The sequence below is a fragment of the Pristimantibacillus sp. Z349TD_6 genome (assembly GCF_056173205.1).
Genome location: NZ_CM149662.1, coordinates 4,560,213 through 4,575,475, shown reverse-complemented (window position 1 = coordinate 4,575,475; position 15,263 = coordinate 4,560,213). Strand labels below are relative to the sequence as shown.

General features: G+C 42.8%; 9 protein-coding genes. 8 read left to right on the top strand and 1 reads right to left on the bottom strand.

Annotated features, from left to right (window positions below):
• The first annotated feature begins 8 nt into the window (after positions 1–8).
• The 6 genes from AC0VYE_RS19935 to AC0VYE_RS19910 all read left to right on the top strand — a co-directional run bounded on the left by AC0VYE_RS19935 (position 9) and on the right by AC0VYE_RS19910 (position 11,060).
• Positions 9–179, top strand: a complete 171-nt coding sequence (locus tag AC0VYE_RS19935) for a hypothetical protein (protein ID WP_475442685.1) — start codon at positions 9–11, stop codon at positions 177–179.
• 341 nt (positions 180–520) lie between these two features.
• Positions 521–5,197 (top strand): NPCBM/NEW2 domain-containing protein, encoded by a 4,677-nt coding sequence (locus AC0VYE_RS19930; protein ID WP_475442684.1) that lies wholly within the window; start codon positions 521–523, stop codon positions 5,195–5,197.
• Positions 5,198–5,771: 574 nt separating this feature from the next.
• Positions 5,772–7,340 carry a response regulator transcription factor gene (locus tag AC0VYE_RS19925; protein WP_475442683.1) on the top strand — a complete coding sequence of 523 codons (1,569 nt, stop codon included), beginning with the start codon at positions 5,772–5,774 and terminating at the stop codon, positions 7,338–7,340.
• Positions 7,337–9,127 carry a cache domain-containing sensor histidine kinase gene (locus tag AC0VYE_RS19920; RefSeq protein WP_076265529.1) on the top strand — a complete coding sequence of 597 codons (1,791 nt, stop codon included), beginning with the start codon at positions 7,337–7,339 and terminating at the stop codon, positions 9,125–9,127. The genes AC0VYE_RS19925 and AC0VYE_RS19920 overlap by 4 nt, the downstream gene beginning before the upstream one ends.
• Positions 9,128–9,306: 179 nt before the next feature.
• Positions 9,307–10,608: an ABC transporter substrate-binding protein gene (locus AC0VYE_RS19915; RefSeq protein WP_475442682.1), complete on the top strand. Its 1,302-nt coding sequence runs from the start codon at positions 9,307–9,309 to the stop codon at positions 10,606–10,608.
• 206 nt (positions 10,609–10,814) lie between these two features.
• Entirely contained in the window at positions 10,815–11,060 is a 246-nt protein-coding gene (locus AC0VYE_RS19910) for an IS3 family transposase (RefSeq protein WP_475449657.1), read from the top strand.
• A 226-nt stretch (positions 11,061–11,286) separates the two neighbouring features.
• Here AC0VYE_RS19910 and AC0VYE_RS19905 read toward each other — a convergent pair whose 3' ends face one another.
• Complete coding sequence (locus AC0VYE_RS19905) at positions 11,287–12,723, bottom strand: glycosyltransferase family 4 protein (RefSeq protein ID WP_475442681.1); 1,437 nt, start codon at positions 12,721–12,723, stop codon at positions 11,287–11,289.
• 266 nt (positions 12,724–12,989) lie between these two features.
• Between AC0VYE_RS19905 and AC0VYE_RS19900 the strand changes: the two genes are divergently transcribed.
• The gene (locus tag AC0VYE_RS19900) at positions 12,990–14,267 is read left to right on the top strand and encodes a nucleotide sugar dehydrogenase (protein ID WP_076265533.1); all 1,278 of its coding nucleotides are present in this window, start codon (positions 12,990–12,992) and stop codon (positions 14,265–14,267) included.
• A gap of 14 nt (positions 14,268–14,281) precedes the next feature.
• On the top strand, positions 14,282–15,244 hold the full coding sequence (locus AC0VYE_RS19895) for an NAD-dependent epimerase/dehydratase family protein (RefSeq protein WP_076265534.1): 963 nt from the start codon (positions 14,282–14,284) through the stop codon (positions 15,242–15,244).
• The last annotated feature ends 19 nt before the right edge of the window (positions 15,245–15,263 follow it).

Genomic DNA, 15,263 nt, shown 5'->3' with positions numbered 1-15,263 from the left:
TTGTGATCATGATAGCTGTGCAGGAGGACCAATTTGTATGCGAGGTTGTCGATAACGGAGATGGCATGGATATGGAGCAGCTACTTGCGCTAAAGAGGAATCGCCCATTTTTCTCCGGCAATGACGACAGAATTAAATTAATGTACGGGGAGAAGATACTAAAATTAACATTCCATTAATTAACAAATAAAGAATATGCTAATTAACCAAAGATTGTACTAGGCAAGTCATGAAAAGTGAAAAAATGATCCAATAATAGCACCAAAGCTAGCAAATATAATACAAAAGGAAACGAATACAAAGTGATAAGATGGATGCGTATATAGAAAACGCTTTCATCTTTTTTTTAGTATTCAAGGGGGATTATTTATTGAAGAAATTATTAATTGTTCTGCTTTCTAGTGTTATTCTCCAATCGATATTGAGGATCATGCGACCTGAAAATTGGTAAGTAGATTGCGAGAGAAGATTATGATTAGAAGTAAATATTTAAATAACTAGTCTACTGGAGGGAAATCAATTGAGTAAGAAGATTTCAACGTGTATAGGACTCATCTTTGTCCTTCTTTTTATAACGGTGTCTCCCGTTTTTGCAGATACTAACGATGGAAACACAGGAGCCCCAGTTGTAAATGATATTTACACGAATCAAAAAAATTATGTGGATCTCAGATTTGGCATGTTTATCCACTATAACATGGGAACCTATCACGATCAGGAATGGGTAACACCGGGACAAAATCCTCTTTCATTTAATCCTGAGCATGTGAATACGGACCAATGGGCGCAAGCCGCCAAATCTGCAGGCATAAAATATTCCGTTCTAACAACTAAGCACCATGACGGGTTTGCCCTGTGGCCAACCAAATATGGCGATTATAACGTAATGAACAGCTCCTACAAGAAAGATATCGTAAGGCAATATGTAGATTCTATGCGCGCTCAAGGAATTTTGCCGGGAATCTATTTCTCTATCTGGGATCGTCAAGAAGGTATCGCTAAAGGTTCTGTCAGCAGAGCGGATATCGAATTTATTAAAGGGCAACTAACGGAGTTGCTGACTAATTACGGTGAAATTCCGGTTTTGATTATCGACGGCTGGGCTTGGGAAATGGGTCATAACGAAGTTCCATACCAAGAAATTCGCGAATTAGTAAAGCGCTTACAGCCTAACATTCTTATAGTGGATCACAATGGACAAACGCAGCCATGGGAAGAGGACATCATTTATTTTGAAGAACCTAAGGGCGTTTGGGCACCTTTCAACAATACGATTGCTGCAAACCAGGGCATGCCGCTAGTTTCCAATCAATGGTTCTGGCACGATTGGATGACTAATACAGAGCCGGCAAGCGTAGAGAATATTGTGGAGGATCATCTAGGTTATTTGGAACCGCGTTATACAAACTTTTTGCTCAATATTTCACCGAACCCGGACGGAGAGCTGGATGATAACGTAGTAAAACGATTGGCAGAGATCGGACAAGCATGGTCGCCGAATGAATCTCGTCCTCCACTGCCGCAACAGCCAATCGTGATGGAGCATACGATCACAGCTAATTCAGCAACGGCTACAAGCGGGAATGCGAGTGGTGCTATTGATGGACTTATGGATTATGTAGGCACTACCGTTGAGAGCGTTTGGCAATCAAACACAACTCTGCCTCAATCCATTACACTGGATTTGGGCTACACGTACAACAACATTAATATGTTGAATTACTTGCCTTCGCAAAGTGTATCACAAGGTATGATTACTTCCTATACGTTATATGTGAGCGAAGACGGAACGAACTTCGCTTCAATTAAAAGCGGCACATGGGATGGGGACAATACGATGAAACGTGTGACCTTCCCATCGCACACAGCACGCTATTTCAAACTGGAAGTGAACTCGGCCGTTGGCGGCTTCGCTGCTGCAGGTGAGCTGGCAGTCGGCTCCTACACCAATGAAGTTCCAACTCGGACGGGAATTGACTCCTTTGATGTTAACACGTTGTATCGCTTCGTCAATAAAGCGACTGGCAAAGTATTAGGAGTTGGGAATTCGTTGACGAATGGAGCGGCTGTTGCTGGGCGAACCCAATCAGATGCGCTGGATCAGCAATGGGTTATTGATGATTTGGGTCTGGGCAAATATAAGATTGTCAATAAGCATAGCGGACAAGTTATGGATGTCCCAGGCGCCAGTAAATCACCTGGAAATCCAGTTATTCAATGGACAGATTCTGAAACTGCTGCAGATCCTACAGTCATAAACCAGCAGTGGGCCATCTCTAATGTTGGCAATGGCTACTTCAAAATTACTAGCTTAAACAGCGGTTTGGCATTGGAAAATAGCAATGGTTCTGACGCTGAGGGAAATCCGGTTCTTCAAAACATGTATACTGGCAGCGACAGGCAGTTATGGAAAGTGGAAAGACTGCCATCTCTGATTAAAAATGTGAAAGTGAACGGAATGCTGGTCAAAGGCCTTAATGCTGAGAATCGTTCGGCGACACTGACCGTTTTGAGAGAGAAAAACCTGGAAGTTCCAACAGTTACAGTGGACAAAGCATCAGAAGATGTACAGCTTGTAATTGACCCAGCCGACAGCTTGCCAGGCGCGACGACCATTACAGCCACTGCCGACGGAGGGGCGACACAGGAAGTCTACACACTGAACTTCGAACTGGTGGATCGATATGCGAGCGACTTGGAGTGGTTAAATGCATCCTCAGGCTGGTCAACCGTGAAGAAGGACAAGAGTCTAGACGGAAATGCGATTAGACTAATGGGCAGCAACGGAGCAATAACGTACGAGAAAGGTTTTGGTGTGCATGCCGAGTCGAGAATTATATTTGATATTTCCGATAAAAACTATGAGTCTTTCAATGCTCTTGTCGGGGTCGACCAAGAAATGACCAAATCGCCGTCTTACGCCGACGTGGAATTCAAGGTGCTTGTAGACGGTGCAGAAAAATTCGCAAGCGGCCAGATGAAGCTTACTGATGTAGCTAAACCGGTCGATGTCAATGTAGTCGGTTCAAGCATCGTGGAGCTGGTTGTTACTCAGAGCGATAGCGATAATAGCGAGGATCATGCAAGCTGGGCCAATGCGATGTTTAGAATTGCGGAAGGCAAATCCGAACTGAAGGACGAATTGCCTGAAGTGGACTATTTGAGCGACTTGGATTGGGTAAGTGCTGAGTCCGGCTGGAGTACGGTTAAGCGTGACAAGAGCATCGAGGGCAATGCGATCGTATTGAAGAATGGGGACCAAGATCTCTCCTTTGGCAAAGGCCTTGGGACTCATGCCAATTCATCGATTAAGTATGATCTTACTGGAGCTGATTATGAGACCTTCTCCGCCTTTATCGGCGTAGATAAGGAAGTGAACGGCGGAAGCAACAACGGCTCGATACAGTTTAAAGTGTCGGTAGTGAAGAACGATGACACGATCGAATCGCTTTACTCCGGAGACGTGATGCGTGAGTCGCAAAACGCGCAATTTGTAAAGGTGAATGTTAGAGGTTATAAGCAGCTGATACTGGAAGTGACCGATTCCGGCAATGGAAATAGCGAGGATCATGGGGATTGGGCGGATGCGAAACTGACTGTTGGAGCGTCAGTGCCAATATTAACACAATCGATCACGGTTTCGAGTGCATCGGACAGCCTTGGCACCAAGGGAGGCACACTGCAATTAAGCGCTGCAGTATTGCCAGCTGACGCCACGAACAAAGTAGTCACATGGGCGGTGTATGAGGCAGATGGAACGACTGTAACAGATAAAGCAACAATAAGCGCAAGCGGTTTGCTAACAGCTGTGAAGGATGGTGCGGTGAAAATTGTAGCGACTGCAGCAGATGGATCAGCAGTAACCGGAAACAAGGTCATTTCAATTAGCGGTCAAAGCAAAAGTGATGGCGGCAATGGCGGAGGCAATAATGGTGGAGGCGGCAGCACGACAGAGTCGAGTGTCGGAGATCCAGCAGTATATGAATCCAAAGGTAGCGAGGTTTCGGTTGATATAGCTGACAACACAGTGAAGGCGGAGCTAGATGCAGAAGCCTTTATGAAGAAAGTTCAAGCATTCGAACAAGCAGGAGACAACGCAGGCTCAGTACTGAGCATTAAGGTTTCTGGATCATACGCAGGTTACGAGGTAGCGATTCCAGCAGAAGCAGTGAATCGTTTGGCGGGAAGCAAGCCTAATGCTGTCATTAAAGTGACTAGTTCATTAGGAAGCTATGCATGGCAGGTTTCTGAGCTGACAGGGAAAGGCCTTGATCCAAACGGACAAGTGATTGTACGCATTGGACAAACAGACCCGGCAGTGCAGAAAGTTTTGGAAGAAAAGCTTGCTGGCAGCGATACAAGGATACGAGGTGCAGTTGTTGGCTATGAAGCGGGACTGAAAGAAAAGGGAGCGACAACGGAGCTGAAACCAACAGGTTATGTAGAGCGCACACTGATCGCAGATGGTGCAGTAAGCAATCCGAATGAAGCAACGGTAGTGAAATACGATCCGGCAACAGGCGAGCTTCGCTTTGTTCCAGCCTTATTTACGGTGAAGGATGGTAAGACGAGAGCAACGATCCAACATAACGAAAACGGCCTGTATGTAATTTTGGAAGGCAAGAAGACCTTCGCAGATATGCAGGGTCACTGGGCGCAGCAGGCGGTAGAAGCACTGGCATCTAAGCTGATTGTGAAAGGGAAAACAGAAACGGCATTTGATCCTAATGGTCAAGTGACGCGTGCAGAATTTGCGTCCTTGCTCGTGAGAAGCTTAGGTCTGTCGAGCAAAGGATCGGATCAAGCATTTACTGACGTAGCAGCAAGCAGCTGGTATGCAGCAGATGTAAACGCAGCGGTACAACACGGGTTAGTACAAGGAGTAGGCAACAACAAGTTCAACCCTGACGCATTCATCACTAGAGAGCAAATGGCTGTTATGATTATGAAAGCTGTTCAGCTTGTTCAAGGTGATACAAGCGCTGAATCGAATTCATCAAACAATTCGTTAGCTGCATTTGCTGATCAAGACCAGCTATCGGGCTTTGCCCGTGAAGCGGTTCAAGCCGTAATAAATGCAGGTATTATGAATGGCAAATCGGAAACCGCGATTGCGCCTAAAGATACAGCAAGCCGTGCTCAGACGGCAGTCATGCTGAAGAGGGCATTGAGTTTTCTTCAGCTGATTAATCCGTAATTAATAAAACATGACATATAGTCAGCTCACCATTTGAGCTGACTATGTGTTTTTAACCAAACGGATTAGATGAGACATTTCAATTTACAAACTGATTAGGATATATTGCTAATCAAGTAGTTATTCTCACAACCCTGATTGTAAACCGTATCAAAAGTTGCATCCAAGAAAATGAAGCTGATTTTGGAAATAACCTCCAGAACGATAAAGATTGTGTCTGCCTACAACTTTAGACACTCCTAGCAATTGTACTTATATACATTAAATTACCATTATTTTCATTAAATCTCACGTCTGATCTGGACAATTATACATGAAGCGAATACATGCATACATGGATGAATATGTGAAATTCCTCTACAATTATTACAATTGCCAAGAGTGGAGGAGGGTATTTAATTGAAAGGCCAAAGCTGAATCGATATTGTATGGTCTCTTCTCTAGGAATCATTTTGTTTTCTTTAGATTTATAGACAAATATACGCTTTACACTCTAGCAATTTTCAGGGCTTTTTAGATTGAAATCAAATCGTAGCGTATTAATTATAGGTTGAAAAGCTGCAAGGGGGCAGAAATGAAACCAATATATAAGATTATGATTGTAGATGACGAGATGCTTGTTAGACAAGGAATCAAGCACCTTCTAGATTGGGAACAGGAGGGATACCGAATTGTCGCTGAGGCTTCAAATGGTCTTGAAGCTTTGGATTTGGTTGAGCAGGTCAACCCTCATGTCATTCTAACAGACATCGTAATGCCAGTTATGGACGGTGAGGAATTTGTTAAGCGGGTGAAGGAGAAGTACCCTCATATTGAGGTAATCGTCTTAAGCAGCTTCAGTGAGTACGGCTACGTTCGCTCCACATTTCAGAGCGGTGTAGCGGACTATATCCTAAAGCCGAAGTTAGAAGCCGAATACCTGTTATCGATCTTAAATAAAACAACTGCCAAAATGATTGGGACGCAGATGGGTGATCATGGAATTGATATGGAAGAAAAACAGCTTACACGAATAATCGAGAAGCTAATGAGCGGTTACGAGGCTTCGCAAGAGCCTGGGTTGGTGCATTCGAAATTTCCATATAGACGCTATGCATTTTTCGGAACGGACATGAACCATATTAAAGAATATGACGATAAGGTGACTTTTGCAAGCCAAATAGATAGAGGGCTGCGTAATCTCAGCAAGGACAAAGCAGCCTATATGCAGCTGAAGTTTGACAACGATTCTATTCTTTTCTTAATCAATGTGAATCCAGAGCAATGGGTCGAAATGGTCATGGAGCTCAGGTGCCTCGTCGCAGAAATGACAGAAATTAAGAGCGGTACCCAATTCGTTCTTAGTCAAAGCTTCGAGGATTTTAGCCGTCTTGGTGAGATTTATCGGAGCAATTATTTGAAGCTTACAAGATATAGCTTTTACCTACCGACACGAAGCCTGATTGAAAATGATCATTTACCGGGGCTCTCGGATGCGTATCAAGAATATGACATGGCCGAATTATCAGAACAGCTGCGACGTAAGCAATTCCAGAAGGCGTTTATGAGCTTTCTGGAATTTGTGCAATTGTGGTCGAAGGACTATCGTACCGAAATTTTCGAATTCAAATCGTTTTTGGGTAACTTCATATTTAATGTGACGACAACACTTGGAAAAATGAAGTATGAGACCCCGGGTGGGGAAGACGCTAAATACGACTACTTCCGGAAAATTGATGAAGCTAGGTATGCCAAGGACGCAATTGCTATTGCTGAAGCATTCATACATGAGGCAGAACATGTGATTCGCAAGGCGAATTCACTATTTAATCCAAATATATCTAATCTACTTGAATATATTCATGAGCATTACGCTGATCCAATCACGCTGACCGGAGTGGCGAGGCAGTTTCATTTCAACGCTTCGTATCTGTCTAGTTTTTTCGCTACTCATAATGAGGAAGGTTTCAGTGAATACCTGAACAAAGTGCGGCTGGAAAAAGCGATGGAGGTTCTCTTGACGACGGGAGAATCGATATCCGAAATCAGTGCAAATGTAGGCTATTCGGACCAGAGTTATTTCACGAAGGTGTTTAAAAAGCATACCGGCATCTCGCCAAGCCAGTATCGGAAACAATACTCGGAGGAGATAAAGGAGTCATGATAAGAAATGCTGCATTAAAGCTGAAAAAGCAGGGCTTGTTCCTCAAGTTGTTTCTCGTCACGCTCATTAGCATCGTTACCGTATCGCTAATAACTCTAGCAATTACGATCAGCATGTCGGAAAAATTATTTTTTCAAACGTTCAGCATTACTAACAGCAAGCTGCTGAACCAGATGAAGACCAACCTTGAGTCCTACAACTACACGGTAGCTACTGGCGCAGCGATGATAGCTCAAAATGCCTCCATCCGAAACTATTTATCTGGCGAAGAGACGGATGCAGTATCACTTGCCACCGAAACATACCATATGACAGAAGGCATGAAGGCGATTCGGTCCAACTTTAGCGCTTATGACGTTGGGATTATGATCATAGGCGTAAATGGTCGGAGTTATTCAACAGATGCTTATTATTGGTCCACTTTCGCCGAGGAAATGAAAAATCACACCGTTATGAAAGCAACAAATGAGCAATCTGCGCAAACCCTGTATCAGCTCTATCCAGCTGGTGATAGCAAAGGCATAGCGAAAGAGCAAGTGCTTGTGGCTTCCAAAGCTTTATTTGATCAACAGACAAATAGTTTTTACGGCACCTTGTACGTCGCGATTCGTGATCGCAATTTCAGATCTTTTTATGCTAACTTTACGAGTGAAGGCAATGACGTGCTGTTGATAGATGATAATGGATTAATTGTGTCCAGCAATCGGAGCGAGCGGATTGGTATGATGGATAAGCCGTTATATACAGAAGTAGCAGCTCAGCAGCTTGGAGAAGAAGATGAAGGATCTGCCTACGTCATGGGTAATGAACGAATCGTGTTTTCTGAGTATTTGCCGGAGTTTGATTTTTATCTGGTAAATCTAATCGACAAGAAAGCCGTGACCGGGCAGATGGTGAATGCAGAAGCAGTGACGTTGACAATCATGGTCATCGTAGCGATTTCCCTTATTATCGTATTTTTAATTACCCGAAAAATGACGAAGTCCCTGCGTGTACTCGTTAAACAGATGTCAAATATTCCAACAAGTGGATTCGATAATCATATAGATATCGCTACTAGCAGTTATGAAGTTAAAGAGCTGGGCAACGCTTTTAATTATATGCTTGATGCACTGCATGATTATGTAGATCGGCTGTTGGAGACCCAAAAGCAAGTGCGTAACGCAGAGCTGGCCGCACTTCAAATGCAAATCAATCCGCACTTCCTATACAATACGCTGGCATCAATAAAGTTTTTGGTGCTCCAGGGTAATAAGGAAAAAGCAGCAGGTACAATTAATGCACTTATCTCTCTCCTGCAAAATACAGTTAGTGATGTAGAGTCCACTATTCCTGTTTGTCAAGAACTGGAGATAATGAAGCATTATGTCTATATCAATCATGTACGGTACAGTGAGAAGATACGCGTGAATTATTTTGTGGAGCCTGACAGCTTGGATTACCACATACCGAAGCTCATTCTCCAGCCTTTTATCGAAAACGCATTCTTTCACGGATTCAATATTAAAGAACAGGGAAGTATTTTGATCATGATAGCCGTGCAGGAGGACCAACTAGTATGCGAGGTCGTGGATAACGGAGACGGCATGGATATGGAGCAAAAGCAGCTGAAAGTGGAGCAGATACGTACGCCGAAGAGGAAACGCCAATTTTTCTCCGGCATCGGCATACGTAATGTTGACGACAGAATTAAATTAATGTACGGGGAGAATTATGGGATTAACATAACAAGCAAACGGGGAGAAGGTACTAATATCAAAATTAACATTCCATTAATTAATAAATAAAGAATGTGCTAAACAACTAAAGAATGTGCTAGAGACGTCATGAAAAGTGAATAAACGATCCAATAATAGCACCAAAGCTAACAAAGAAAATACAAAAGAACATGAACACAAAGTGTTAAGATGGATGCGTTATTGGAAAACGCTTTCATCTTTTTTTATTTTACAAGGGGGATTATTTATTGAAGAAATTAGTTTTCGCTTTGCTTGCTGGCGTTATTCTCTTGACGGCATGTTCGTCTGGTGGAACGAAAGGCAGCCTAACAAGCTCGGGCGATGAAGGCACTCCCAATTCGAAAGAGATTACAGTTTGGGCGTGGGACCCGGCGTTTAACATTGCCGCCATGGGTGTAGCAAAAGAAGCATATTCACGAGTTCATTCGGATGTCATGATCAACATCGTGGAAAACGCGCAGGCTGATATCGTTCAAAAGCTGAACACCGTGTTGAATTCAGGTTCTACGAAAGGTTTGCCTAACATCGTATTGATCGAGGATTATCGAGCACAGAGCTTTTTGCAAGCGTATCCGAATTCGTTTTATGAATTGACAGACGCCGTAAAAGTCGAAAATTTCGCTGATTATAAGATTGATCCAACCAGTGTTGATGGTAAACAGTACGGCGTACCATTTGATTCAGGTGTAACCGGAATGTATGTACGGACAGATTATTTGGAGCAAGCGGGCTATAGCTTAGCTGACATGGAGGAAATCGACTGGAAGCAGTATATCGAGATCGGTAAAGCTGTAAAAGAGAAGACCGGCAAAAGCATGCTAACCCTTGACCCGAACGATCTTGGACTTATTCGCATGATGATGCAATCTGCGGGGCAATGGTATACGGCAGAGGATGGCAAGACTCCGATCATTGCAGACAACGCCGCTTTAAAAGAGGCGATTGAATTGTATAAAGAAATGCTGGATTCCGGCATTGCGAAGGTGATATCGGACTGGAGCCAATTTGTTAGTGCATTCAATCATGGTGAAGTCGCCAGCGTACCTACCGGTAACTGGATTACCCCTTCAATTAAAGCTGAAGCTTCCCAGTCACAAAAATGGGCAGTAGCTCCGCTTCCTAAGCTTGCAGTAACAAAAGGTTCCGTCCATGCATCAAGTCTTGGCGGCAGCTCTTGGTATGTAATGAATGTGGAGGGAAAAGAAGCTGCTGCCGAGTTTCTCATAAAGACATTTGCTTCCGATGCTGAACTCTATCAGTCTCTAAATACAAAGATTGGAGTCATTGGTACCCTAAAGGCTGCGGCAAGTGGAGAAGCTTATTCTGCAGCAGATGAATATTTTCAAGGCCAAAAAATCGTATCTGATTTCGCAAAATGGACTGCTAAGATTCCGACCGTCAACTATGGCATGAACACTTACGCCATAGAGGATATTATCGTTGTTGCACTGCAAGCTTATTTTGGAGGGAAAGATGTGGATACCGTTCTGAAGGATGCGCAGATGCAAGCTGATACTCAAATTAGCTGAATACACACAACTGTATATCATAGTTTCTCTCCACTGCCCCCCAATTGTTAGACACCATCTAACAATTAGGGGGCAGTTTTTCTATGATCAGGTCTAAAGTTGATTCACGGGGAAGTTACGATCACCAAGCTTGCGCATGACTGGGTGTGCCACGTGCTACCTATTACCGATGGAGAGCAAAAAACGAAACTCGGCCATTGGACAGCATGGTTGAAGAGATTCGAGAACTCTGCACAGAGCATAAATTCCGTTACGGATACCGAAAGATTACAGCACTGCTTCGAAAAAAGTACAAGATTAATCACAAGCGCGTACAACGAATCATGCAATGTGAGCAGCTTCAATGTCGAGTCAGAGTCAAGAAACGAAAGCATACAGGGCAGCCTGCTCAAACGATCTATCACCAACTATTCTTAATTCTAATAAGAAATTACTTATATATAGAATCTTAATTTATACGCTTATTCATAAGCGGTTGCACAATGCTCATATCGGGAATTGTGTATCCAATAGGCATTAATTGAAGAATACGATTCCAGATGTTTTTTTGTTCAATATCATGGGCTGATGAGAATTTGGAATCGATCATCTGCTGTAAATTATGAGCAGTTAGCAATTCTGGTTTTCTCAGGTTAAAAAGTATTGATCTTCGACGTGCTTTTTTAAGCACTCGTTTAATTATCTTCTTTTTGCGAGTCTTCTTTTTCTGTTTTTTCGTTTTCTTATTTTTAATGCGATTTGATATCTTCTTCTTCGTAAGATGCGCCATTTACTTCTTCCTTTCTTTTTCTTCCGTTGAACAGGTTGAACAGGTTGAACAGGTTGTATAATTTGTGTAGGTTGTATAGGTTGTATAGGTTGCAAACTTATTCCGTTATCGATTTCTGGATGCTTGCTTTTCGCGAGATTATACAAATCGACGACACGTTCAGTCATCGCATGCAATGACCAATGTTCCTCTCCCCATCTCTTTGCATGATTTGCCAGCTCAATCAGTGATGTTGAATCATCTTCATCTAAGGCTGATCTTAAGCAATGAAACAGCTGATCTCTATCTCCAGCATGAAATACAAGTCCAGTCGATGAGTGGGTTACCATTTCTGGAATACCACCAGCGTCTGAAGTGATGACTGGCTTGCCTGCAATTTGTGCTTCGATAATGACAAATGGCTGGTTATCCTGCATGCTGGGCAGGACGACAAAATCAGCTTGTCGAAGCAATTCAGGAACATCCTCGCGGTTTCCCATAAAGATAACGTGATCAGTAAGACCGAGATTATTGGCAGTTTGCGTTATTTCTTCACGAAGAAAACCATCTCCTACGAACCAACAAATCCAATCCGTACGTTCTTCCTTTAGTTTGGCTAGTGCATAGATGAGATGGATTTGACCTTTCACAACATCAAAGCGTGCAGGGCACATAAATACTTTCTTCTCAGCAGGTCTTGTAACATTTGATTCTCGATTCATGTTTTGAAGAAACTCGTCAATGTCAAAACCATAATGGCTGACTGTAATACTATGTTCTGGAACAGAAAATTCATTTACTAAAACATCTTTTAACCACTGCGAGGGCGAGATTGTTACATCACTGACGGTTGCACCCAAATTTTCACGTATGGCCGAATAGTGCCAAAGCGGGGTATTTGTGTCTTGTTCCAGTAATCCCATTTCTTTCAACTTAACAAACCACTCTTTGGTGAGACAGCCATGAATTGTTGTTACTAAAGGAGTTCTAGGAGATTTAACACGTGACAACGCATGTGCGCTAACAATGTCCTGTGCATGGATAATATCATAATCGGATAAGTCGAAGTACAGGGCAGCTGCTTCAATACAATACCGCTCAATTTCGGTGCTAGTTATCCATGGATCAGTTCCGGGCAAATAGTGATTCATATAGAGACTAGCCTGATCGGCAATAAGAGATGTTAGTTTGCTTTTATCAATGAATAAGCTTTTTCCTGGGACATGGAATCCCTGTCCATCCGGCGTCGGGGAGAATATATCTACGTGATGCCCTGCGAGCTGTAATCCTTTTGACAACTGATTGACATACGTATTTACGCCACCTGCATGAGGTAGAGACCAGCTGCAGGCGATTAGTATTCGCATTTGTTCCCCTCCGGTCAATTTGTCTGTCATTCCACTATCATATGAGTCTATTACAATAATGTTAACGTACATCCACCTATTTTTCTCTCGTATCATTACAGGCGATTGTCAAACAACAATTGCATCCAGTCGGTATAATTCAATATCCTCAAAATCTTATAAACTTCGTGACATTCTACTATTTCTGTAAAATATAGACTTTTATCTAATGCGAGTTTGATTAATTTTCGTATGATGCTAGAAGATTAGTCAAAGGAGTTGAGAGAGTGAAAGAGCATGCTACTAATTATAAAATTGGTATTATTGGGCTAGGGTACGTTGGATTGCCATTGGCTGAGTTGTTCCTTGAGAAAGGAAATACGGTTTATGGCATTGATACTGATGAACGAAAAATCAATATGTTAAACAAGCGTCAATCCTATTTATCTGACTATAAGAAAAACGAGATTCGAGATCTTTTCAGTAAAAATAGTTTTCATGTTGGGACTACCTTCAATGTCATCGAGAAAGTCGATGTCATAATCATTTGTGTGCCTACGCCGCTAGATGATCATGATCAACCTGATTTGAAATATGTGATTGGAGCTGCACAAAATTTGCTTCCACATTTGCGAAGAGGTCAACTCATTGTATTGGAAAGTTCTACGTACCCGGGAACTTGTGAGGAGCTGCTTAAGCCGATTTTGGAGTCCACTGGTCTCCTAGTAGGCAAAGAAATTTCGCTCGCATATTCACCAGAACGAATTGATCCCGGTTCGAAATGGGAATTGGAGCATATCCCCAAAGTTGTCGGAGGCGTAACGCCATCATGCACATCCTATGCCAAGGAAGTATATGAAGCAGTGTTTAAACGCATGGTCGTCGTGTCTTCACCGCGCGTTGCCGAAATGACGAAGCTGCTCGAGAACAGTCAGCGTTATTTGAATATCTCCTTTATGAACAGTCTGTTGAAGATATGCGAGGAGCTGGATATAAGCCTGTGGGAAGTGATCGAGGCAGCAGGTACAAAGCCATATGGTTTTATGAAATATTATCCAGGTCCTGGTGTTGGCGGACATTGTATACCGGTTGACCCATTATATTTGTTGTGGAAGTCGAGGGAACACCATATTGATTTGCCTTTTATTGAGCTTTGCCGTCAGGTAAATGAGGATATGCCTAGTTTAATAGTAGAACGGGTTGCAAAGACTTTGCGTCCTAAAGAGCTAAAGGAATGCAATGTACTTGTCATCGGGGTTACGTATAAGAAAGATATAAATGATCTGCGAGAGTCCATCGCGCTGCACATTATAGAGCAACTGCTAGAATCCGGAGTTAAGGTAGATTATTTTGACCCATATGTAAATGAATTGAAAATTGGCGAAACTGTGCTTCATGCAGTCCCGCTTACGGCACGAAATATGAGAAATATTGATTGTACATTAATTTTAACGGATCATTCGAATATTCCTTACGAGCTATTTGTGAAACACACACCTGTTGTCATAGATACACGCAATGCTACAAGCAAAGTCGCAGACCGTAAAAACGTCATCTTACTTTAAAAGGGGGGAGTTCAATGAAAATAGTAGTAACTGGTGGCGCAGGTTTTATCGGCTCACATTTAGTTGAGTGTTTGCTGGAGGAAGGCCACACCGTTTGGACAATAGATGATTTCTCGAATGGGCGGCCGGAATTTTTATCTCATCTCCAAAACCATAAACGTCACACACTTATCCAAGGCTCAGTAATGGATCGAGTGGTGATGAAGAAATTGATTGCCAAAGCTGATGTTGTTTACCACTTAGCGGCTGTTCTAGGCGTTAAAAATACGGTAGATGATCCCATTAAAGTTATAGAAGGCAACATTGACGGTACACGCAATGTACTTGAATTAGCATATCCGCGCCATGTCAAAGTCATTTTTGCTTCAACATCCGAAATATATGGAAAAAATGAGGAGCTGCCTTTTCACGAAATGTCCGGACGTATCTATGGTGCCCCCTCTGTTCATCGTTGGTGCTATGCAACGGCGAAGTCGCTGGATGAGCATATGTGCTTTGCTTATGCCCAAAAGGGACTTCCAGTTACCGTGCTTCGCTATTTCAACGCATACGGACCTAGGCAAACAAATTCGCAATATGGCGGTGTTGTAGCACAATTCATTAAGGCAGCCTTGAAGGGAGAGCTACTTGAGGTTTATGGAGATGGGTTTCAAAAACGTTGTTTCACTTATGTAGAGGATACGATCTCTGGTACTTTAGCAGCACTCAAGCCGGAAGCTAACGGACTTGCATTCAATATCGGTACGAACCGCTCTATCTCGATTAGGGAACTTGCAAACTTGATTGTTTCTCTTAGCAATTCGACATCTTCTATCGTGTCCAAAACGTATGATGAAGCTTATGGCGCGGGTTATGAGGATATACCGGCACGAGAGCCGGACTTAACAAGATCACAAACTTTGCTTGGCTATAGACCTTCCGTGAAGTTGGAAGAAGGACTTATGAGAACAATAGACTGGTATCGAAATCATATATGATTTTTGTTCCTTTTGGCTG

Excerpts from the sequence above, each read along its gene's own strand:
- AC0VYE_RS19920 (WP_076265529.1), top strand. The coding sequence starts at position 7,337 with ATGATAAGAAATGCTGCATTAAAGCTGAAAAAGCAGGGCTTGTTCCTC.
- AC0VYE_RS19935 (WP_475442685.1), top strand. The coding sequence starts at position 9 with ATGATAGCTGTGCAGGAGGACCAATTTGTATGCGAGGTTGTCGATAAC.
- AC0VYE_RS19905 (WP_475442681.1), bottom strand. The coding sequence starts at position 12,723 with ATGCGAATACTAATCGCCTGCAGCTGGTCTCTACCTCATGCAGGTGGC.
- AC0VYE_RS19895 (WP_076265534.1), top strand. The coding sequence starts at position 14,282 with ATGAAAATAGTAGTAACTGGTGGCGCAGGTTTTATCGGCTCACATTTA.
- AC0VYE_RS19910 (WP_475449657.1), top strand. The coding sequence starts at position 10,815 with ATGGTTGAAGAGATTCGAGAACTCTGCACAGAGCATAAATTCCGTTAC.
- AC0VYE_RS19925 (WP_475442683.1), top strand. The coding sequence starts at position 5,772 with ATGAAACCAATATATAAGATTATGATTGTAGATGACGAGATGCTTGTT.